We start from the raw sequence: 21,713 nt of genomic DNA, 5'->3' as shown, positions 1-21,713 counted from the left end.
TCGTTTCAATCTTTTTTATTGATATTCTTTTGCAAACAACCGGACATCTTCCGCAGTGGATGCGTATTTGATGGTGCCTTCATCTTTCATTCCCAGTTTTTGAAGGAGGTTCCCTGACTTTTGATTATCAAGTGATGTAAATCCAACTATTCGGCGATAGCCTAAATCATCAGCACCATAAGCTAATGTAGCTTTTGCCGCTTCATAAGCGTAGCCCTCTCCCCAATATTTTGAGTGAAGTGCAAAACCAAGATCGACATCTTTCAGGAAGTCACGATGTAAGAGCCCACAAAGCCCAATCGGTTCTCCAGTTTCTTTTATTTCAATTAAGTACAAACCAATGCCGTGCTCTTTATACATAGCCATCGGTCCCTCGACGATGTATTGTTTGGCAGCTTCAACGGTTCGAATGCCTCTGTCCCCGATATATTTAATCCAATCGGGTTCATTTAAAAGTTCTAAAATAAACTCCGCATCTTCTGGAGTTAAATGCCGAAGAACAAGTCTTTCTGTTTGGATTACAATCACGATATTCACCTCTAGTTTTTCCTATGCTTTTTAAGGGCAACGATATTAAGCACTATAAACAAAATAGCAAAACCTATTAACACCAGCAAGTTCGAACTCACATCAATTAAACCGTACCCTTTGTACATTATACTTTTTAACGCGTCTGCACCATATGAAATCGGCATCAGTTTAGATAATCCTTGCAACCATTCAGGCATTCCATCAACAGGAATAATTCCCGTGAAAAACACTTGCGGAACAATCACTAATGGAATAAATTGAATCATTTGAAATTCCGACGATGCAAAGGATGACAGAAGAATCCCCAAACTTAGGGCCACTAGGGCAATTAACACATTTACTACAAGTACATGCCAAAACGAACCAACCAGGATCATGTCCAAAACGTTGACGGAATAAGTAACGACAATAATCGTTTGGATGATGGCAAATAATCCATATCCAATCAAGTAACCTAAGACTATTTCCCACCTTTGAATCGGAGTAGATAATAACCGTTCGAGTGTACCTGTCATTCTTTCCCGCAGTAGACCAATTCCTGAAATTAAAAACACGAAGAAAAACACAAAAAATCCGACTAATATAGGGCTTAACACATCAAAGAAAGTAGTTTCTCCACTTCCGTATACAAAATTTGTTTTTATTTCCGACGTGTTTTCTCCAATCAAATTACCGACCAAAGCTTGTTGAACTTTTGCCTGCAGTCCTTTAGAGCGAGAAGGATCGGTATTTTCAAGTGTCAATGTCATCGTTGGTCCTTTAACAACAAGGTACCCATCCAAGTCATGTTCTAGTATGGATTTCTTTACATCACTGTTTTTTGGAAAAGTGACAACGTCTAATCCATTACTCTTCCATTGCTCCATCATTTCATTGGATATACCTTCTACACCTAACTTTGAAGCAACTTCATTGCTAGTGAACAAAAAATGCATAAGCGTCAAAATCAGTAATGGTGCCACAAACAGAAGAGCCAATGTCCGTTTATCCCGAAAAAGCTGCAAAGCGATACGTTTAATCAGAGCTCTAATGCGCACGGTGTACCCCTCCCGCTTTTAGAAAGACTTCTTCTAAATTACTGACTTCATAGTCGACCTTTAAGGCATGTGGTGTTCCTGTTGTAATTACTTTCCCTTCTCTAATCATGGTGAGCATATCACATTTATCTGCTTCATCCATGACATGCGTAGTTACAACAATCGTCTTATGTTCTTCATTCTTCAAACGAGACAGTTCTTGCCAGATGGATTTTCTTAACTCCGGATCAATGCCGACCGTAGGTTCATCAAGTATCAAAATCTCAGGGTTTTGAATCAGTGCAATCGCCAGGGACAGTCGACGTTTCATGCCACCTGAATAAGTTGATACTTTCTTTTGGATGGCACTTTCTAATTGAACAATGCGTGTAACATATGCAATCCGGTCTTTTCGTTCGCTCTTATTCATTAAAAACATCGAGGCAAAGAATGACAAGTTTTCTAAGCCAGTTAAATCTTGATAAAGAGCATCTGATTGCGCCATATATCCAATTTGCCGGAGTATATCCAGATTCGGAACTTTTTTCGAAAGCACTTCGACCGCTCCCGTTGTTGGTACGTCCATTCCCATAATGATTTTAATTAACGTCGTTTTTCCAGAGCCTGATGGTCCAATGAGTCCGAGGATTTGACCCGAATCCGCAGTTAAATTCATGTTTGTTAAAATCTGATGCTTCCCGTAAGATTTGCTTACATTGTCAACATGTATAATCGGCATCCTTAGCTGCACCTCCTTTTATCCCGACACTTTTTCAATCAACTCAGGGGCATTGTTTTTGGGAGAGTTCACTTTTTCGGAAACTTCAAATGCTTCGAGCAAGCCGTCTTCCAAAGGGATTAAAAACGATCTCAACTCCTCCACTTTATGTACATTCGGGTTTAACCAGCTTTGTTCATCCTCTTGTTTAAGAATAACCGGCATTCGTTCATGAATGGATGACATCAATTCATTCGCCTCCGTGGTCAAAATGGTGCATGTGTAAACTAGTTTGCCGTTTTCATCTTTCCAGGATTCCCATAACCCTGCCATCGCAAAAAGCTGATCGGTTTTCATTTTGATGCGCATTGGAATTTTGCGTCCTTCTTCACGTTTCCATTCATAAAATGAGTCAGCGACAATCAAGCACCTTCTCTTCTTAAACGCTTCACGAAAACTGGGCTTTTCATGAGCCGTTTCCGCTCGTGCATTGATCATTTTAAAACCGATTTTCGGATCCTTTGCCCATGCAGGAACAAGCCCCCATTTCAAATAACCCAATCGATTTTTTGTGCCATCATTTATGACCGAAAGAATCATTTGTGAAGGGGCAATATTGTAACTTTCTTCGTACTCTTCTTCTTCAAAAGTGGCTTCACCAAAACGTTCTTCTATGATTCGAAATTCTGCGAACAAACTGTAACGTCCACACATATTTACTTCTCCTCCCTTTCTTTTAGAATCAATTCGCTATATTTAAAAGAAATCCTTTGATTCATAAAATAAAAACCGCCCATTCTCTGATGAGACGGACGGTTCAAATTTTGCTATTTATTGATTGATGTACAGCTCAAATGTATCTTTAAAGTCTTTCTTTCCGTATTTAGATCGACTTTCCTGCATCCAATCATGTGCGAAACGAGTGATTTCTTCAAACGATTGAGCAGGGGTTACTTCATTATTTCCAACGCGGCCCATCGACTGCGAAGCATAGGACAAACTGTTTTCTGCAATGGCGTACTTTTTCTCGTTTTCTTTTACTTCAATCGAAATCGCAAACAACACTTTGTACAAATCTTTGATTTCTGCCAAGAAGCGTTTGTGAATATCCACCGTTATCGGAATACTGCCGATCGTGAATTTAATTTCCACATCCAAATCAATTGTTCCAGCTGTTTCCAAGGTGACATTTGTAATTGGATGGTACGCATATTCGTAGCGTTTAAGTGTGCGTTTCTTGCTGATGGCATTAGCACCATCGACATGAATCAACGCTTTATTCGTAAAGCAATACTCGTCTGCTTTTGTTTTAATCAGGAAAAAGATTTCTTCACCGGATTCATGCATGAGAAAATCATCAGACTCCGTTTTATCAAAATCCGCTTTCGGAACGACAATTCCTATATCAGACAACCCAAGTGCATCTGCTGCTAATTTTTTAAACATCCTATTTCCTCCTTTAAGTTTATCAATCTTCTATAAGTACGAGTTAACGCTTGTGAAGTTTCAAATTATCAGAATTTGTGGATAATTATGTGGATAACTCTCTGGAACCTAAATTCATTGATTTTTCATGATCTATTAATAATAAAAAACAATGAGTACCACAAAACCGCTGAGCGCCATATACCACGGCAATACCTAAAATAAACGAACCCACTACAATCCCCGAATCAAAAAGTATTGATACCACAAAAAAGTAAAGAAAAAAACCTGCTTTAAACAGGTTTCAGACTGTAGAAAATATAAAATGAGTGAATTGTAATGTATACGATTTTTCTATTGGTTTAGCTAGAAAAATATCATTTTAATGTTCCGGCACTCAAGATTTTTGTATCAGCTTTAATTTCAAATTCGGCTTTGGCCATTAATTCTTGAGTCAATTCACTGGGCCAATCCCCTTTATAACGCATACGCATTGTCTCAAACAGTCCAACAGGTTCAATCGATAACTCCCGACATTTTTCCAACAGATTTCGAACATCATCTTCAATACTTTTACTTACCTCTTGTTCGAGTTTTTCCAGTTCTTGTTTATTTGCAAGATCTTTTCCACCTTCATACTCACTTAAAGTCCCCTCAAACTTCATCGTAATTTTAACCTTTGGTGAGTCAAAGTTATGATTGGTCTCAATTTTAGCTTTTGATGTAATGAATTCCATGGCAACTTTCTCTTTATTGTCATAATCATGATTAAGCGTGATGGCAAATACGGATAGTTTTTTTTGCCCACGCAGTATTTGGATGGTCTTCCCTTCTTGTTGAGTGAACATTGTTTTCATTTTCCCGTCACTGAAAGCAGCAATTCCTTCAATATGAATGATCCCATCATTCAACTCAACATAAGGTGCAATGGAGTCTATAAGTGGATTCGTATCGTCATAAACAAATTCATGAATCGTTGTAAATGGACTGAAGTACGTATATTGCCTCGGTTGAAATAAATTGTTGATATAGACGCTTGTGTTTTGTTTATCTGGATACTCCTTACTCAGTAATTCTTCAGCCGAATCTTTCACTATAGCCACATAAGAGTTCGATCGCACATCTGAATCTTTATATAAATACTCTACCATTTCTTTCATTTGTCCTTTTTTTGCAAATTCTTCACTGAATAAGATGACCCGAAGTTGTGTCAATGAAACGGTTTTATCTGCTTTGGATGAGATTTCAACCATTCCTTTATGGAGCATATCCGTTTCAACTGTAATGACTTGTGTATGCTTCATGGCTTCACTGGCCGGCTGGGGCATGATTACGGTCATCTTCATTTTGTCATCGTCGATATAATCGTACCCAATGACACTGATCATCCCTAATCTCTCCAAGGATGGCTGAGAACCCTGTTGTGTCGAACATCCGCTCAGCAATAAACAAAAAGAACTAACAATAACCATCAACAAGCTTTTCATTTGATCACCTCTTTACTTTCCTTCTGATCAAGTGCACCAAACATAACAGGCTTGGCCATAATATCAGCCCATAACTCACATAAAATGTGTTCTCATATATTGTTTTTCTCATCCCTTGTGAAATTGGGAGATTGATGATGATAAATGTCATAATCGCCGTGACATAAATATGATATTGACTGTTCTTATTACGGACGGAGTCGATTCCTTTCTTTGCTGTCCATAAATAAGCGCCAGCAGTCGTCAAAATCAAAAACACCCAAACGGTAATACCAAACGTATCAATTCGCTCGACAAACGATAAGTCTACGGCTTGGAATAATTTAAGTACGGGAAAGAGCAAATGCTCAAGCTGCCATTCCGTGAAGTACATAACACCAACAATGCTCACTGCTACATAAAAAAATATGGTTATCCAAATACCTAATGAAGCGTGTTTAAAGGCTTTTTCGGGCTGACGTATATAAGGAAAATAAAACATAATCAATTCATACCCAACCAATGTGTTGTATCCTATTTTCGTTGCGTCCCAAAATTCCGATGCTGTGAAATTAAAGAGAGGCAAGAGATGGCGTATCTCTCCCTCCACAAAGCCCCATCGTAAAAAATAGACCATCCACCCTGTTAAAAAGAATGTCACGATACAAAACCTGGCAAGGGATTTAATACCCCCTTTTATAATGAAAACAGTCAAGACAATGAACAAAATCAGATGGCCTGTAATTGATCGTTGCGGCAAAGCAGCGACTTGGATTAAATCCAAGTAATTTTGAATGACCGCAGCAAATAGCAAGGTGGCGTATAAAATCAGAAAACTATTTATCGTCTTACCGATAAATTTGCCTAGCAATTTTTCGTGAATATCAAACAAGTCATCATCTTTGTACTGTAAAGCTAACCAAATCATAGGAATGAGTGTGATGTTTGCAATTACGCCAAAAAGAACAGGGAGCCACCATTGACTATAGCCAACCGGACTCAATGAATTATTCATGGACAACAAACCCATGCCTACCATGATATTCTGGACCAGGAAAACCACATGGTAACCATTTAGTATTTTCTTTTTCTTTACATCCACATGCAATCACCCCTCTATTTTGTAGGCTTTTTCTCTCTCTTGGCTCTAGACAATCCCGTTCGTTTTTGAAGAAATGCCAATGGAAAACGAACGATGCTATCCCTTAGATCTGCCCAGGAACGCGGAATAACAGGTGTCATATACGGCGTACCTAATGAAGTCAAATTCAATAAATGGTTAAATAACCATGCAAGAGCCAACATTTGACCAAGCAAACCAAACAATCCTGCTGCCAAGATGAAAATATATCGAACGAAGCGACTGGCATTACTCATAAGAAAATTGGGCATCAAGAAAGACAATAAAGCAGAAATTGCTACAAGAACAATGAGTGTATTACTGATAAGACCAGCTTCAACCGCCGCTGTACCGATTACAATACCTCCTACAATACCGATTGTTTGACCAATTTTTGTAGGCATGCGTGATCCGGCTTCCCTCAAGATTTCTATAACCAACTCAATGAACAACACTTCAATTACAGGAGGAAATGGTACCCTGCTTCGAGATTCTTGAATCATGATAAGCAATTCATACGGAAGAATGCCCGGATGATAGGACAGTGCAGAAATATACATCGGAGTCAGCATGATGGTAATAAAGAAGCCCGCAAATCGTAATATTCTTAAGAGAGTAGCGGTCGTCCAACGGTTATAAAAGTCTTCCGGAGAATTGAACATTTCGATAAACGAGGAAGGGCAGACCATCACACTTTGGCTATTATCCATTGCGATGACAATACGGCCATCCAATAAAGAATTCACTGCAACATCAGGTCTTGACGTGGCACCATATTGAGGAAATGGAGAAAAGGGATTGTCTTCAACTAATTGTTTAAGAATCGTGATATCTAGAAAACCCACGTAATCCAACTTATCGATGCGGTCATTTATTCGCTGGAGATTTTCGTCATTTACGAGATGTTCAATATACAACACGGTTATTTTTGTATTCGTCTCTTGACCGATGGTATAATCCTTACTTTTCAATCCGGTCTGTTGAATTCTCTTTTTAATGAGAGATAAATTTGTTTTCAAGGATTCCGTGAATGAATCTTGTGGCCCAATGACACTTGACTCCATTTCAGAAGTGGCTATGGCCCGTTCAGGAGGACTGAATGTTTTAGCAGTTAAATACTGCTGTTTGTCATGATGAAAAATGACGGTATCGCCATTGACGATGGACATGATAATTTTCTGTTTGTTCGAACCATCTAACGGATCAAAAGACGTCAAAACCTCTCCCTGATCATTCACGAGTGGCAAAATAATGGCTTTATGTAAAATCAACGGATCGATGAGCGTGCTTAAATAAACGACTGTAACGTGCCCTTCTTTCGTTTTAAAGTCTTTGAAAACGGCATCATCAATATCAGTTAGTTCACTTTTAATCGCCTCTAATGGAATGGATTTTGGAACTGAACTCTTCTTTGTAGCAGGTGTTGTGTCAGTTATTTTTTTCTTACTATCTTCAACCACTTGTCGTGCACGTTTCCATATTTTCATCGATTCACTTCCCTTCACGTCGAAGGCTTACCTATTTGAAGAAAGTCTTACCATGTAAAAAGAATTGTATTCAAAAAACGAAAGGGTTGACTTCCGTCACGTCCTAGCTTAAAATTACTTACATAAAGTAACTTACTTAAAAATTGTAACCACAAAAGGAGAATGATTATGAATTTTCATCAACAACCAACCACCTATACTAAGCATGTTCATCTAAATGTAGTGGACTTGGCTAAATCTACTAATTTTTATAAAAACATCTTAGGTCTACAAATTTTAAATCAAACAACATCAATCATCAGGTTCACAACAAATGGACAAGATGCAATTTTAACAATTGAACAATCTTCAGAAGTAAGTCACCACAGCACAAATGCTGCAGGTCTCTACCATATGGCCTTTTTATTGCCATCCAAGAAAGAACTCGGTACCATTTTCAATCACATTCGCAGCACCGGTTATCCATTTAGCGGAGCTTCCGACCATTTGGTAAGTGAGGCACTATATTTGAATGACGTGGATGGGAACGGGATCGAATTGTATTACGACCGTAGCCCTGACATGTGGAAATGGCAAAGTGATATGGTTGAAATGACTGTGGATCCTCTTGATATTGAAAGCCTTGTGGCAAGTGCAGAAGAATCATCTACTAGCAGCATGCCTAAAGAGACAGTAATGGGGCATGTTCACCTGCGCGTTGCGAATATGGGAGAGGCAGTAAAGTTTTATGTAGAAGGATTAGGATTTGATATCGTGAGTCGGTACGGAACGCAAGCGACGTTCATTTCTTCAAATGGCTATCACCATCATATTGCGCTTAATACATGGGGGCATCCTAGCTCGATTAAACGCACGGAACAAACACTTGGACTGAAAAGTTTTTCAATCGTTTATCCGGATGATGCATCAAGACAACAGGTTGTGAAGAAATTAAATGAAATCGGTGCGTCTGTCTTCGAACAAAATGACTATATAGGGGCAATCGACCCTTCAGGAGTTGAAGTTCAGCTGTTTGTTGGAAAATAGAAGCTGGGTATTCGCGTCGATATATGGTGATTCGAATTGCCATTTTAAAAAGCCTAGCTCGTTTAAAATAAACGATGCTTGGCTTTTATTTATGTTTGAATGAGATACGGAAGATATAGAACTTATCGAAGTGACTCGGTTAATACCTCCAGGATCTTTCACTTGGACAACCCTGCGGCGAATTTTCTTCCGTCTTTTCTTGGAAATCGATGTGCCTATGCTTAATTGCTTTTGGGTAACGAAAGATTCGACACCTAGTCTCGGGAAAACAACCTGCCAAAGATGAAATTTTGGCAGGTTCCTTCTTTTTTTATCCGATTGTGCGAAGCTTCTTTCTTTTCGTGTATAGTGTGAACGGTTTTCCCGAGGCTGAGATAAGAAACCCGAGTCTTGGTTGTAAAAAATGACGTTCACGTAGGAAAAATTGGCATTGACGTAGGAATTATTTGAGTTCACGTAGGAAAAATCGATGTTCACGTTGTAAAAACATCTTTTGGCATGTGCTTCTTCGGCAAAACCACGCCTGCACCAATACCTACTAATTTCTCTGTATTACTCTCTTACCTTGAGATATGGAGCATCCCTACAACGAGTCACCGCAGTAGAATCATTTCCTATTGTGTATATCAAACAATGGATAATCGATACGCTTTCACAATGATTCCATCGCCTGCCGGTTCAAAGTCAAACTGAGGTAAGCGTTCAAACCCCATGCGCTCATACAGTCTCATGGCAGTTGTCATAAAATCGGCTGTGTGTAATCCAATGTTTTGAGAACCTTTCACTCTTGTCCGATTAATACATTCCTTTATTAAAGCTTCTGCCACGCCTCTTCCCCGTCCCTCTAAAGTGACGGCTAGCATTCTGATTTCAGGATAATCCAATATATCTACAAGGCCTTTGTAGGCATCGGATTTAGCAGGGAACAACGCGACACTTCCAATGACTGTGCCTTCCAATTCAGCAACCAAAAGTTCAACACCCTTTTGAGTATCAGCATCTGACATAATTGCTTTTCTTAATGCATTCCAATGACCATCGGGAATAACTTTCGCATGTTCTTCATATGCACTCACTCTTTGTTGTCGAATCAGTTCAAGTTCATCTTCTATAGCCTCTCGAATTTTCACCATCTAATCAACTCTTCTCTTTGTTTTTAAAACGTCTTTGCACTATTAGTATTTTATCGAGTGCTTTCGTATACATATTTCATTATTTAGATAATCCATCCGTTTGATATTTTATAGCGCGTTCTGTTTAAGTTTTTCTAATTCGATCTCGATCTGTTTGACATCAATCCGTTCGAACAATGGATTTATAACCGAAAGTTGATAACTAGCCTTTTCAATTGGCTGCCACGAATAGGGTGCCAACTCTAACATCCCTCTCACTTTTTCACTCGAAAATGGCAAAAATGGCGCTAACAGTTGGGCACTGTTTGAAATGATATGGACACATGTAAGCAACACATTTTGACAGTCTTCTCTATCTTCATGAATTGTTTTCCACGGTTGTTTGGCGTCAAAGTACTTGTTTCCGTATCGAATCGTTTCAAATATGGATTGAATCGCTTCTTTAAAATGGCCATGTTCAATGTGTCGACCGATCTCTTCGTATTTGGACGTCACCTTTTCCTTGATGGTTTTATCTATTTCCCCTGAAATATGACCTTCGAAAGACTTATCGATAAATTTCAAAGTTCGATTCACTAAATTACCATAAGCACCAAGCAGTTCGGAGTTATGGCTTAAAATGAATTCACGCCATGAAAAGTCAGCATCTCTATTTTCGGGTGCATTCTCCGTCAGAAAGTATCGGATTGAGTCGGGATCGTAGCTTTCCAGCATTGCTGGCACCCAAACTGCCCAGTTTTTGCTCGTCGACAATTTTCTCTTTTCCAATGTTAAATACTCGTTCGAAATTATGTGGGTTGGATGAACGCCTTTCTCAATCCCCGAGAGAATGGAAGGCCAAATAATCGAATGAAATGGAATATTATCTTTCCCATGTACATAATAGGAAACGGTTTCTTTCTCCCAAAATGCCGCATCACTCTGATTCGTTTCGGTTGCCCAACGTTGGCTGGCAGAATAGTAACCCGAAACCGCTTCAATCCATACATAAATTTTCTTCTGTTCATAACCTTCCACAGGTACGCTTACTCCATTTGGCAAATCTCTTGAGACAGCTCGATCGTGTAACCCTTCTTTTAAATAACGTTCAGTCAGATGAATAGCATTTTCCCGCCACTGCTTGTTTTCCTTTGCAAGCTCCACTCGATTCTCCATCTCTTTTTGAAATGAACTTAAAGAAAAATAGAAGTGTTCCGTTGTCTTGGTGGTCGGTTCATTGCCACAAATTTTGCACTTCCGCTCCAGTAAATCCAAAGGGTCAAGAATGGATGAACAATGATCACACTGATCTCCTCGCGATGGCTGTCCGCAGTTCGGACAAATCCCTTCAACATAACGATCCGGTAAAAACTGGCGGTCGAAATCACAGTAAGTTTGTTCGATCTCCCGCTTATCAATATAGCCATTTTCCAAAAGCTTCAGGAAGATTTGTTGAACGACTTCATGATGTTGCGGGTGATCCGTTCTTGAGTACGTATCATAGCTGAAGCCGAGTTTTGAAAAGCTTTCTTCAAATTCCTGATGAAAACGATTGGCTATATCCTCGATAGATACTCCTTCCTGTTTTGCCCGTATGGAAATCGGGGTACCGTTACAATCACTGCCCGATACATATAAGACTTGTTCCCCTTTTAGTCGGTAATACCTTGCCAAAATTTCTCCCGGCAATAAAGCCGCAATATGCCCTAAATGCAACGAACCGTTGGCATAAGGCCATGCTCCCCCAATAAAAATATTCATTCTGACTCCCCCTTTAAATGCACAAAAAAACCCCGCCCTTATCTTATCGATAAGGACGAGGTTCAACTCTCCCCGTGGTACCACCTTAATTTACAAACAGCTCACGCTACTTGCCTTCAAAAGTACACAGACGAAATCATGTCAGTTATACTCAGACGTTTGTAACAAGTGTCAGACCTCGTTGCAGCCTACTCATCATCAGATTTTCAGTGCAAAGCTCAGAGATCATGTTCGTCAGACTAGTTTGCTTCATTTCCACCAACAGAAGCTCTCTATATAACATCGTCTCACTACTTTTCCTCGTCATTGCCGTTTCATATATGGTTGAAATGATTATAGTGAATTTGGAAATAAAATGCAATCTTAATTTTTTATAAAAAAAGTATTTAATCGGCATGCACGATGATTTAATCAGCATGAATGCTTATTTAATCGGCATGAAACGTTATTAAATCGGTTCCACCCATTTTATTCCACCAATCATTACATTTGAAGTTTCTTTTTTATCAACTCTATTGATATACTTTCTTCATTGAATCAATTCCTATCTTTTCAATTCAGAGGAGCTATTAAAATGATAGAAAAAAGAAATTTACGCCTAGTTGTGACGGGCTTGATGTTGGCGATATTAATGGCAGCGATGGATAATACCATTGTCGCTACTGCACTTGGGTCGATTTTGGCTGATTTGGGTGGAGTGGAAAGCTACGTGTGGATTACCTCTGCTTATGCTGTTGCCGTCTTTGCTGGAATGCCGATTTTCGGGAAATTATCCGATATGTATGGACGCAAACGGTTCTTTGTTTTTGGTTTAGCGATTTTCCTGATAGGATCTGCATTATGTGGGATTGCCCAATCGGTACCTCAACTGGCTGTGTACCGAGCTATTCAAGGAATCGGTGGAGGTGCTTTGATGCCGATTGCCTTTACGATTGTCTTTGATATTTTCCCTCCCGAAAAACGAGGGAAAATGACCGGATTATTAGGTGCTGTGTTCGGTGCATCCAGTGTTCTCGGACCATTGCTTGGCGCTTTTATTACCGATACAATTAGCTGGCACTGGGTCTTTTATGTGAACGTGCCAATCGGGATTGTCTCCCTATTCTTGATTCTGAAATTCTATAATGAAACGAAGCAAAATGCGAAACTTAAAATTGACTGGCTTGGCGCAATCACGCTGATTACCGCCGTCGTCAGCCTTATGTTTGGACTGGAGCTTGCGGGAAAAGAGTTTGATTGGAATTCTTGGCAAAGTTACACCTTATTCGGGATTTTCATTGTGTTTTCCATTGTGTTTATTTGGGCAGAAACAAAAGCATCCGAACCGATTATTTCTTTTTGGATGTTCAAAAATCGCCTGTTTGCCTCATCACAAGTGCTCGCCTTTTTATATGGAGCCACATTTGTCGGATTGACGATTTTCATTCCTATTTTTGTTCAAGCTGTATATGGTGGTTCGGCAACGAATGCCGGGATTATCTTAATGCCGATGTTACTAGGATCAGTAGCAGGAAGTGCTTTTGCAGGGATTGCTCAATCCAAAATTTCTTACCAAAAAATTATGGCTATTTCCGTAGTCTTTTATGCCGTCGGAATGGCATTCATGGCAACAATTTCTCCTGATACAAGCCGTATATTACTTACTTTGTATATGGTATTGGTTGGAATGGGTGTCGGGTTCTCATTTTCATTATTGCCTTCAGCAAGTATGCACAAGATGGATTATCGCCATAGAGGTTCCGCCAACTCGACCAATTCGTTCTTCCGTTCACTTGGCTTAGCGCTTGGTATTACCATATTTGGATCATTGCAGACAAAATTGCTGACGAGTGAAATACAAGAAAAACTTGGCGGTTCAGGGCAGGATGCATCACAAACAATCGACAATTTACAGACCGTATTCCAACCTGAACAACGACAGACGATTCCTTCAAATATCTTGGAAGTCATTGTCAATGCGATGTCTAATTCCATCTCGGCTACTTTCCTATGGTCCCTCATCCCGATTGCCATCGCAGTCGTTGCTGTTTATTTCATGGGAAATGAGAAGCTGGAAGTTTCGAAAGAAGAGTAAGAATTCGTACAATATTTAAAGGGCTTTTCCCGTTGTCATTCGTGATGACGATGAGAAAAGCCCTTTTTGTGTATTATGTCTCTAAGTTTACAAATAGACTGACAAGATATCCAGCACAAAATATTGCCAGTAATAAAGACGGGACTGCCAGTATGATTTTCAACCACGTGGGAGTGTCTTTGAACCTTTTAAACAGCAGTGAAGCAAACCACAAATGCATCCAACTAATCATGGTACGAATGATGGCGCTTGCCATCCTCGAGTAATCTAAATGAACATACCGCTGAAGATTATCCATATCTGCAATAAGGATACCCATAAAAGCGAGTGCCGTTATGAAAAAGAAGTAAATGAAAAATCTAAAATGATCTGGAGTCCTCGTTCTCATTGATTAATGACATGAAGAAACGCCTCTCCATATTTCTCTAACTTGTTGGCACCTACGCCACTGACTTCAAGAAACTCTTCCTCGTTTTTCGGACGTTTGGCACACATGTCTTTCAATGTTTTATCTGAGAAGATAACAAATGGCGGAACATTTGATTCATCAGCCAATCTTTTTCTCACGACTCGTAGTTCTTCAAATAATGGATCATTGTCAGCCACTTGTTGGGTAACAATCGCCCCTTTGCGGAGAACTTTTTGATTTCCTTTCAGCACTTCTTTACTTTTCTCCGTAACATAGATGGTTGGGAACGACCCATGTTCGACTGCAAGTAAGTCCTGTGAAATCATGAATTCCATCAAGTTTGCAACATCTTTCGCACTGTAATGCTTTAAAATGCCGTAAGTTGTTAGTCTATCAAATCCAAATTCGATAACTTTTTTGTTTCTTGAGCCGGTCAATACTTGAGCAGTCAGCATTTTCCCGAATTTCTGTCCCATTCGGATGACACACGAAAGCACCATTTGTACATCCTGTGTTACGTCCTGGCTTTCCCGTTGATCCGTACAATTGCTGCATTGGCCACAAACATCGGCATCCAAATCCCCAAAATAATGAATAATGAATTGCTGCAAACAATTTTCTGTATGACAGTAGTCCACCATTCCCTGCAACTTGATGAGTTCACCTGGAATACGACTTGGATCTTGTGCCTGATCAATCAGGAATCGCTGGGTCTGGACATCCTGTGAGGCATACAGAACAACACACGCACTCGGCAATCCATCCCGGCCCGCGCGTCCAGCCTCCTGGTAATAACTCTCCATGTTTTTAGGAAGTTGATAATGGATTACATAGCGAATATTTGATTTGTCGATACCCATTCCAAAGGCATTGGTCGCCACCATCACTTGGACTTCATCTTTGAGGAAACGTTCTTGCTCATATGTGCGATCCTCATCAAACATGCCACCGTGATATTTTGCGACACTGATTCCACGTTTTTGCAGCATATCATATATATGATTGACCGTTTTTCGAGTAGCGGCATAAATAATGCCAGATTCGTTTTCATTTTTCATTACGTAATCTTTAACGAATTTTTCACGGTCTTGTCCACGTATAACAGAGAATGTTAAATTCGATCGTTCGAAACCAGTCATTACGGTATTGTTTTCAGTAATATTCAAAATGCGGCAAATGTCTTCGCGTACTTGTGGTGTGGCAGTTGCCGTTAACGCGAGGACAGTTGGCTTATTCGGAAAAAGTTCGGTCATCCGGCTAATTAAACGATAGCTCGGTCGGAAATCATGACCCCACTGGGAAATACAATGTGCTTCGTCCACCGCAATCAAAGGTACTGGAATTTCCCGAAGTTCATTCAAAAAGGACTGGGAATCCAATCGTTCAGGGGCAATATATAAAAGTTTAACTGCACCGCGCTGCACATCATATAAGACTTCCCGTACTTCTTCATGACTTAATGAACTATTAATATATGCCGCATGAATCCCCGCTTCGAGCAAGGTATCCACTTGGTCTTTCATGAGTGAAATTAAAGGAGAAACAACAATCGTCGTCCCTTCCAAAACTAATGCAGGTATTTGATAGCAGATGGATTTCCCCCCACCAGTCGGCATTACGCAGATTGAATTGTCACCATTCAGTACTTGTGTGATCACTTGCTCTTGTCCAGTTCGGAATGACTCATATCCAAAAAAGGTTTGTAAATATTTTGTAGCTTGTTCTAACACATGTGTCACTCCTTCTTTTTTGCAGATTGAAAACGTCAGGCACTTTCATTATTTTTCTTTTTTAGATTTCGGGTTGTCCTCGGTTTGATGTGATTCCTCTTTTAATTCGTCGATTAACAGCTCAGCCGCTTTACGGTACGAATTACTGATGTTGACCAGAGAGGAAATCAGTAGGATCTTCTCCAGTTTTTCGGCTTCGCGATCATCCATTTTAGCCACTTCTTTGTGGACATCTAATGTTCGCTTTTCAAATTCCAACTCAAAATCAGATGCATTTCCTTGCTGAATAGCAAGATAACTAGTATAGAATTTCTCCAGCTCAAAGTCTTCATTTGTCAGTTTGGAATTAAGCCCGTCGAGGGTCGACTTGATATCATTAATCGATAAAGCGCCTTTTAGTTGATAGATTAAACTGATCAAGATAAGATGCTTCTTCGAATATTTTTTGTTTTTTATAGGGATGAACAGCTTCGCTTTGGCATAGTTGTTAATCATGGTTTTGGTCAAAACTTTTTCTTCATCATTGCGTTTCGTACTTTTAAACGTGTGATCAAATAATTGAATCACTTGATCCATATACAAATCGATATCCGGCATTTCCTGAAGTGAAATATTTTTATCTAAAGAAAGTTTTCGTAACAATTCTTGTGATTTCTCCATCTTTTACCCCTCGAAATTCATTGGTATTAAGTAGTTTAAGTGTAACGTAAAATTGATAGGTCGTAAATGTTGACTAGATGTCAAAATGGTAATATGATTACACATAGTATCAATAACTACTTAATGGAGTGGAGGTATTTGTTTTGAGAACTTATATTCGAGAACCCTTTAACAGTTTGTCACATTTAGCTGGTGCGGTATTATCTGTCTTTGCGTTAATTGCCATGCTTTTAAAAGCTTCTTCAAGTGATGCACCTGCATTACATATCGTTGCTGTCATCTTTTTTGGGATCAGCATGTTTTTATTGTATACAGCTTCCGCCACTTATCACATGGTTCTTGCGAAAGACCATATCATTGCTTATTTAAGAAGGCTTGACCATTCCATGATTTTTTTATTGATTGCTGGATCGTATGCACCTTTTTGTTTGATTGCACTTAACGGCACGACTGGATTTGTGTTATTCTCCGTCGTTACAGGCTTAGCTATTACAGGAATTTTGTTCAAAATGGTTTGGTTCGACTGTCCAAGATGGTTATCTACCGCTCTTTATATTGGGATGGGTTGGATTATCGTTTTTCTGGCGTCACCACTAGCTGCCACTTTAAACGCTGAGGGGCTTTCGCTGCTCGTTGCAGGCGGAATCATGTACACAATCGGAGGCATCATCTACGGGGCAAAGCCCAAATTCATGCAATCCAAATACCTCGGCTTTCATGAAATTTTTCACATCTTCATTTTACTTGGAACCTTTTGTCACTTTTTAAGTGTATATATGTATGTTTTATAAAAAATAACATAGTGCCAGGCAGCGGTTAAACATAACCTTTGCCTGGCATTTTTGAGTTGTTAGCTTAGGCAGTGCACGGGGGAACCCAAACGCTTCTTCAATAACCCCATATACTACCTTGAATACAGTTTAAAGGAGGTACCCATTTTTGGTTAATCAATTTTTCCCATTTCTACCCGGTGATGACTCACAGAACTTCCCTGGACGTGGACCTGGATTCCCTCCTGGTTTCCCTGGGCAAGGTCCCGGATTTCCTGGTCAAGGATTCCCAGGACAAGGTGGTTTCCCTGGGCAAGGTCCTGGATTCCCTGGTCAAGGAGGAGGCCAACCATCTTCAGGCGGCCCGCCGTCTAGTCCACCACCAACTTTCGTTCCTCAGCAATCTGCCCAATCTCGAGGCGGCGCAGGCGTCTTTGCAGTAGATCCCGGTGCGATTCGAGGCTGTTTATTCCGGTTTACGTATGTATGGCTACGAAATGGTCGTTCATTCTGGTACTATCCAACCTTTGTCGGAAGACAATCTATTGCTGGTTGGCGTTGGAATGGTCGCAGATGGACTTATTACGGAACAGATTTAGACAGAATCTCATCTTTCCAATGTTTCTAAAATGAAAAGGACGCGCAAAAGTCACTAACATGACTTTTACGCGTCCTCTTTTAATATATTTTACTGTTTAATCTCTTTTATAAAATCTTCTTCATTGTCCACTCCAAAATATGAGTAGGCTGATTCTCCTGTAGAATCTTCAAGTTCCGGATTAGCACCGTACTCATAAAGCATGTATGCAAGTTCATAATTTTCGTTGTATAAAGCCTCTAGCAAAGCAGTCGAATAATCACTTTGAGCATTCGGGTCTGCCCCTGCATCCAAGAGGACTTCTGCGACATCGTTATTCTGTAAGAATCCCGCATATCCTAGAGCTGTATATCCTTCAGCATCTTTTTCTTCCAAATCGGCACCTTGTTCAATTAATGCATTTACTTCTTCAATATCCCCATCGTAAGCTGCAGTCATTAGCGGAGTTTCTCCTTCGGAAGGATAATATTCATCCTCCGACAAATCGAATGTGTCTTCAGAAAGAAGTGATGGTATAAAACTTGCATATACCATTCCACCTGCAGAGAATAAGAAGACAGTCAACAAATACACACCCAACATTCCACCGAATAATAAAGATGCACCCAATACGATTTTCCCGTGTTTCGGTTCATATGAAGGTGTTCCTTCTACACGCATAAACTGACCGACAGACTGAATGCGTTTCGGTAAACGTGGGTGGCTGGATAATACTTCACTGAACCATACGACAACATTGGACTCGCTCTTAATTTGTTCTAAATAAGCAGATTCGTTTACTTCATGATATAAAACCTTACCTGCTCCTAAAATGGTCAAACCACGCTTCGCAACTGTTCCATTTTGCGTGTAAAAAGCAGCTTCACGGTCACACGTATATTCGCATGATCGACTGTAAGCTTGCGACAGGAACGGTATGAACGTTGCTGGGACCAGTAAAATATTTTTCCATACATGACGTCGTTTAATATGTGCAAGCTCATGGGCAATGATGAAATCTAGTTCAGCTGCTCCACCTTGTCTAGCAAGTTCGAAAACTTCCGAATAAATGACGACCATATCACGTCCTAAAAAGCGTGTTGCAAAAGCGTTTAATGCACCTTCTGACTGTACAATAAATACATCAGGTATGCGTTTCAGCCCCATTTCCCCTGAAAGGGATACAACTCGCTCATAGACATCTGGGAATTGATTTTCACGAATACGAATTCCATTCCCCCGGATTGATCCGAGCATAATCATATTTGCATATAGCACTAAGGCTAACAGGCCAATTGCAATACCGATTCCGATAATCGAAATGGCCGCAATGATATAAATAAAGATACTAAAGATGAGGCTCAATACGAAATAAATCGTTTCTCTCTCTGATGTTACATTGGTTGTTCTCACTCGTGTAGTCCCCTCTTGTATAAATTTTACATACAATACTGAATTTAACGGATAATACTAAAGAGGTCAATACAATAATTCTGGTAAATAAAAACAAAAAACGCAAAAGACCAAACTTATGGTCAATTGCGTTTTGTACTTACGATTTTAAGAAATCCTGAATTTCCGATATTAATAAATCTGGTTTTTCCATCATACTCATGTGTCCGGCTCCTTTGATTAAAGCCTGAGAAATAGTTTCTTTATGGACAGAGAAAGTTTTTTCTGGAGGAATGACCTGATCCTTTTCGCCAGCAATTAATAGTGCAGGCAACTTGCTGTTTTTGATGACGTGATTGCGGTCTGGTCGGTTTTTCATGGCCTTCAGCATACCGATTGCGCCTTCTTCAGTTGTTGCCTTCCCAATTTCTTTAGCTTTCTTCACATCTTCTGCATGTGACTCCAAGTTTTCAGGAGCAAATAATTTTGGTATTAAGCCCTCTATCAAAGCTGGTATTCCTTCCGATTTCACTTTGTCGATGGATGCGTCACGGCCTTCTTTCGCTTCTTCAGAATCCGGATGGGCAGTTGAATGAATCAGTGAAAAACCATTTAAGCGCTCTTCATATTTTTCTGCAAATGCCAATGTTATGTAACCACCTAGAGAATGACCGAATAAAGTTACTTTCTCCAACTCCAATTTGTCCAGTAATTCTACCAACGTATCTGCCATGTATTCCATTTCATAATTCCCTTTAGGGAAAGTGGAATCTCCATGCCCAGGTAAATCCGGTACAATAACGCGATTATTCTCAGACAAAGCCGGAATCAGTTTATCCCAGTATTCATGACTTCCACAAAAACCATGCAGCAAGACGATTGCTTCACCTTGTCCACTGTCTTGATATGCCAATGTAAGATTCGATAATTCAATTTGATGTTGCCCCATTATAACAACTCCCGTTTATATGTTTGTCATACTCTTATACCCAATTTTTAAACATGTAAGCAAAGGAAAGGGCTCTAATGAAAAAATGAGACTAAAGATGCGCAGGCAAATAAAAAAAGCATGTGCTCGGAGGCACATGCTTTTCATTCATTTATTGAAAAAACTTAATTAATTGATTGCTTGATGGCTCTTGTAAGGGGTACGTCTCATCACTGTCAGTCTGGCAGACCACGTGCAATGTCGGTGTTTCCTTTACAATAAATTTCCAATGAGACGTTTTAGAAGTACTCGTTGCTTTCAGTTCTTCACGCATCATTTTCTTTCTGAAATTGGCAAGCTTTGCAATTAAAAAACGTTCTTTATAACGAATTAATAAGTACCCATTATGGGCTACTCGGTTATACTTGTTTAAACTAACTTCTCTTAAATCAAATCCATTAGACTTATTTTGAACAGACGGTGACAATACAAAAAAGTCCCGTTTCTTAAAAATGGTCGTATTTAAATGTTGAATTAACCCTAATTCGTTTGTCAAAAAGTCCTTATTAACTGCACTTGGGATCTGATTATTATCCATTCTTCACCTCTTCTAAAAGTTCTCTTAGTGTAAGTATACACCATTTTTGATTAAATTTCACCTTTACTCAGCGACATATCAACCGACAATGCAAGTCACGACAACATTTCATCCACACTAAACGTTGCTGTTCATGGTGTTACAACTTAAAAGGGATCCCTAATAATAATTTCACTTTACCGGTTTGTGCGCGAGAAAATCAGGATTACCGATTTTCTACTGTTTAGTTTGGTTCATTTAGCTCATACTATTCCGGTTAACTTTCAGCATTTTAAGCAAAAATAAACGCTGTATAATGCATGTCGGCATGAACTTTTAGATCGACGCAGAATCGGTGTCTTACTTCAAAGGAATTATGTCCACCTTAAAGCGAATGGACAAATTGGATAGATGAGCGGACAAACAGCCAAACTCCAAATAACGAATAGCTAAAAAAAAGAAGCAACCTTGAAATCTTCAAGGCTGCTTGTTCATTACTTTTTATTTAATTTCCATAAATACGAGTTAAGGCTTCCTTGAATTGAGGTTTTACATCCACTTCGGGACGAATCATTTTCACTTTTGCTTCCGCTTCTTCAATTGAATCAGCTAATCGCAGTTCCATTAATGTAGCAACTGCCATTGTCCCTGCTCTGCCACGACCTGTATTGCAATGGAAGAAAATTTTCTTGCCGTCCTGGTAATCCTGAACAATTTGTTTGACGCCTGTACGAATGGATTCATCCTGGAATTCTCCATCGTCAACGATCGGTTGATGCTTGCTTATTTCACTTGATGCAGCCCCAACTTCTGCACGTAAATCGTACACAACATCGATTTTTTCATTATCAATTGCTGAAGGTACATCGTTAACTCCGCCAATAAAAATACGATTGTCGATTAAGGCTTGATAATTTTTTTCATTCATTGTGTC

20 protein-coding genes and 1 other annotated feature are annotated in these 21,713 nt (G+C 39.6%); of the genes, 4 read left to right on the top strand and 16 right to left on the bottom strand.

From position 1 onward, the window contains the following. Positions 1-15: 15 nt before the first annotated feature. The 8 genes from ACQKEV_RS02280 to ACQKEV_RS02245 all read right to left on the bottom strand — a co-directional run bounded on the left by ACQKEV_RS02280 (position 16) and on the right by ACQKEV_RS02245 (position 7,763). On the bottom strand, positions 16-525 hold the full coding sequence (locus ACQKEV_RS02280; protein WP_427444799.1) for a GNAT family N-acetyltransferase: 510 nt from the start codon (positions 523-525) through the stop codon (positions 16-18). Positions 526-539: 14 nt separating this feature from the next. Next, a complete protein-coding gene (locus tag ACQKEV_RS02275; RefSeq protein ID WP_427442961.1) occupies positions 540-1,568 on the bottom strand; it encodes an ABC transporter permease in 1,029 nt (342 codons plus the stop codon). After that, positions 1,558-2,286, bottom strand: coding sequence for an ABC transporter ATP-binding protein (locus ACQKEV_RS02270; RefSeq protein ID WP_427442960.1), 729 nt, complete (start codon positions 2,284-2,286; stop codon positions 1,558-1,560). The genes ACQKEV_RS02275 and ACQKEV_RS02270 overlap by 11 nt, the downstream gene beginning before the upstream one ends. An 18-nt stretch (positions 2,287-2,304) precedes the next feature. Beyond that, entirely contained in the window at positions 2,305-2,979 is a 675-nt protein-coding gene (locus tag ACQKEV_RS02265; protein WP_427442958.1) for an SOS response-associated peptidase, read from the bottom strand. Positions 2,980-3,096: 117 nt separating this feature from the next. After that, on the bottom strand, positions 3,097-3,711 hold the full coding sequence (locus ACQKEV_RS02260; RefSeq protein ID WP_427442956.1) for a PH domain-containing protein: 615 nt from the start codon (positions 3,709-3,711) through the stop codon (positions 3,097-3,099). Positions 3,712-4,067: 356 nt separating this feature from the next. After that, positions 4,068-5,177: a Ger(x)C family spore germination protein gene (locus ACQKEV_RS02255; protein WP_427442954.1), complete on the bottom strand. Its 1,110-nt coding sequence runs from the start codon at positions 5,175-5,177 to the stop codon at positions 4,068-4,070. Between the two features lie 4 nt (positions 5,178-5,181). Beyond that, positions 5,182-6,258: a GerAB/ArcD/ProY family transporter gene (locus ACQKEV_RS02250; RefSeq protein WP_427442952.1), complete on the bottom strand. Its 1,077-nt coding sequence runs from the start codon at positions 6,256-6,258 to the stop codon at positions 5,182-5,184. A 14-nt stretch (positions 6,259-6,272) separates the two neighbouring features. Further along, entirely contained in the window at positions 6,273-7,763 is a 1,491-nt protein-coding gene (locus ACQKEV_RS02245) for a spore germination protein (RefSeq protein ID WP_427442950.1), read from the bottom strand. A gap of 168 nt (positions 7,764-7,931) precedes the next feature. Between ACQKEV_RS02245 and ACQKEV_RS02240 the strand changes: the two genes are divergently transcribed. Then, a complete protein-coding gene (locus tag ACQKEV_RS02240) occupies positions 7,932-8,789 on the top strand; it encodes a VOC family protein (RefSeq protein ID WP_427442948.1) in 858 nt (285 codons plus the stop codon). A 626-nt stretch (positions 8,790-9,415) separates the two neighbouring features. Here the strand turns inward: ACQKEV_RS02240 and ACQKEV_RS02235 are convergent. Both ACQKEV_RS02235 and metG read right to left on the bottom strand, forming a co-directional pair. Then, the gene (locus ACQKEV_RS02235; RefSeq protein WP_427442946.1) at positions 9,416-9,922 is read right to left on the bottom strand and encodes a GNAT family N-acetyltransferase; all 507 of its coding nucleotides are present in this window, start codon (positions 9,920-9,922) and stop codon (positions 9,416-9,418) included. Between the two features lie 108 nt (positions 9,923-10,030). Continuing rightward, positions 10,031-11,662, bottom strand: coding sequence for a methionine--tRNA ligase (gene metG, locus ACQKEV_RS02230; RefSeq protein ID WP_427442944.1), 1,632 nt, complete (start codon positions 11,660-11,662; stop codon positions 10,031-10,033). A 48-nt stretch (positions 11,663-11,710) separates the two neighbouring features. Beyond that, positions 11,711-11,978, bottom strand: a binding site (T-box leader). A 258-nt stretch (positions 11,979-12,236) separates the two neighbouring features. Here metG and ACQKEV_RS02225 point away from each other — a divergent pair. Next, positions 12,237-13,736 (top strand): MDR family MFS transporter, encoded by a 1,500-nt coding sequence (locus ACQKEV_RS02225; protein ID WP_427442942.1) that lies wholly within the window; start codon positions 12,237-12,239, stop codon positions 13,734-13,736. A 384-nt stretch (positions 13,737-14,120) separates the two neighbouring features. Here the strand turns inward: ACQKEV_RS02225 and recQ are convergent, their stop codons facing one another. After that, positions 14,121-15,875 (bottom strand): DNA helicase RecQ, encoded by a 1,755-nt coding sequence (gene recQ / locus ACQKEV_RS02220; RefSeq protein ID WP_427442940.1) that lies wholly within the window; start codon positions 15,873-15,875, stop codon positions 14,121-14,123. 48 nt (positions 15,876-15,923) lie between these two features. Beyond that, positions 15,924-16,535: a DUF1836 domain-containing protein gene (locus tag ACQKEV_RS02215; protein ID WP_427442939.1), complete on the bottom strand. Its 612-nt coding sequence runs from the start codon at positions 16,533-16,535 to the stop codon at positions 15,924-15,926. A gap of 143 nt (positions 16,536-16,678) precedes the next feature. Between ACQKEV_RS02215 and trhA the strand changes: the two genes are divergently transcribed. After that, entirely contained in the window at positions 16,679-17,326 is a 648-nt protein-coding gene (gene trhA, locus ACQKEV_RS02210) for a PAQR family membrane homeostasis protein TrhA (protein WP_427442937.1), read from the top strand. 148 nt (positions 17,327-17,474) lie between these two features. After that, positions 17,475-17,933, top strand: coding sequence for a transporter (locus ACQKEV_RS02205; protein WP_427442935.1), 459 nt, complete (start codon positions 17,475-17,477; stop codon positions 17,931-17,933). Positions 17,934-17,993: 60 nt separating this feature from the next. Here ACQKEV_RS02205 and ACQKEV_RS02200 read toward each other — a convergent pair whose 3' ends face one another. The 4 genes from ACQKEV_RS02200 to ACQKEV_RS02185 all read right to left on the bottom strand — a co-directional run bounded on the left by ACQKEV_RS02200 (position 17,994) and on the right by ACQKEV_RS02185 (position 21,707). Next, positions 17,994-19,295, bottom strand: a complete 1,302-nt coding sequence (locus ACQKEV_RS02200; protein WP_427442934.1) for a M48 family metallopeptidase — start codon at positions 19,293-19,295, stop codon at positions 17,994-17,996. A 139-nt stretch (positions 19,296-19,434) separates the two neighbouring features. Continuing rightward, positions 19,435-20,223 (bottom strand): alpha/beta fold hydrolase, encoded by a 789-nt coding sequence (locus tag ACQKEV_RS02195; protein WP_427442932.1) that lies wholly within the window; start codon positions 20,221-20,223, stop codon positions 19,435-19,437. A 151-nt stretch (positions 20,224-20,374) separates the two neighbouring features. Continuing rightward, positions 20,375-20,800, bottom strand: coding sequence for a hypothetical protein (locus ACQKEV_RS02190; protein WP_427442930.1), 426 nt, complete (start codon positions 20,798-20,800; stop codon positions 20,375-20,377). Positions 20,801-21,284: 484 nt separating this feature from the next. After that, positions 21,285-21,707, bottom strand: coding sequence for a protein-tyrosine phosphatase family protein (locus tag ACQKEV_RS02185; protein ID WP_427442928.1), 423 nt, complete (start codon positions 21,705-21,707; stop codon positions 21,285-21,287). Positions 21,708-21,713 lie beyond the last annotated feature (6 nt).

The organism is Paenisporosarcina sp. NPDC076907 (assembly GCF_050269735.1).
In the GTDB taxonomy this organism is placed as follows: domain Bacteria; phylum Bacillota; class Bacilli; order Bacillales_A; family Planococcaceae; genus Paenisporosarcina.
The sequence above is the reverse complement of the archived record's forward strand: the minus strand, read 5'-3'. Positions and strand labels throughout refer to the sequence as shown.

Bases quoted from the DNA above. Each gene is read 5' to 3' on its own strand.
- ACQKEV_RS02185 (WP_427442928.1), bottom strand. From the start codon at position 21,707: ATGAATGAAAAAAATTATCAAGCCTTAATCGACAATCGTATTTTTATT.
- metG (WP_427442944.1), bottom strand. From the start codon at position 11,662: ATGAATATTTTTATTGGGGGAGCATGGCCTTATGCCAACGGTTCGTTG.
- ACQKEV_RS02235 (WP_427442946.1), bottom strand. From the start codon at position 9,922: ATGGTGAAAATTCGAGAGGCTATAGAAGATGAACTTGAACTGATTCGA.
- ACQKEV_RS02270 (WP_427442960.1), bottom strand. From the start codon at position 2,286: ATGCCGATTATACATGTTGACAATGTAAGCAAATCTTACGGGAAGCAT.
- ACQKEV_RS02255 (WP_427442954.1), bottom strand. From the start codon at position 5,177: ATGAAAAGCTTGTTGATGGTTATTGTTAGTTCTTTTTGTTTATTGCTG.
- ACQKEV_RS02265 (WP_427442958.1), bottom strand. From the start codon at position 2,979: ATGTGTGGACGTTACAGTTTGTTCGCAGAATTTCGAATCATAGAAGAA.
- ACQKEV_RS02225 (WP_427442942.1), top strand. From the start codon at position 12,237: ATGATAGAAAAAAGAAATTTACGCCTAGTTGTGACGGGCTTGATGTTG.
- ACQKEV_RS02260 (WP_427442956.1), bottom strand. From the start codon at position 3,711: ATGTTTAAAAAATTAGCAGCAGATGCACTTGGGTTGTCTGATATAGGA.
- ACQKEV_RS02245 (WP_427442950.1), bottom strand. From the start codon at position 7,763: ATGAAAATATGGAAACGTGCACGACAAGTGGTTGAAGATAGTAAGAAA.
- ACQKEV_RS02215 (WP_427442939.1), bottom strand. From the start codon at position 16,535: ATGGAGAAATCACAAGAATTGTTACGAAAACTTTCTTTAGATAAAAAT.
- ACQKEV_RS02240 (WP_427442948.1), top strand. From the start codon at position 7,932: ATGAATTTTCATCAACAACCAACCACCTATACTAAGCATGTTCATCTA.
- ACQKEV_RS02195 (WP_427442932.1), bottom strand. From the start codon at position 20,223: ATGGGGCAACATCAAATTGAATTATCGAATCTTACATTGGCATATCAA.
- ACQKEV_RS02190 (WP_427442930.1), bottom strand. From the start codon at position 20,800: ATGGATAATAATCAGATCCCAAGTGCAGTTAATAAGGACTTTTTGACA.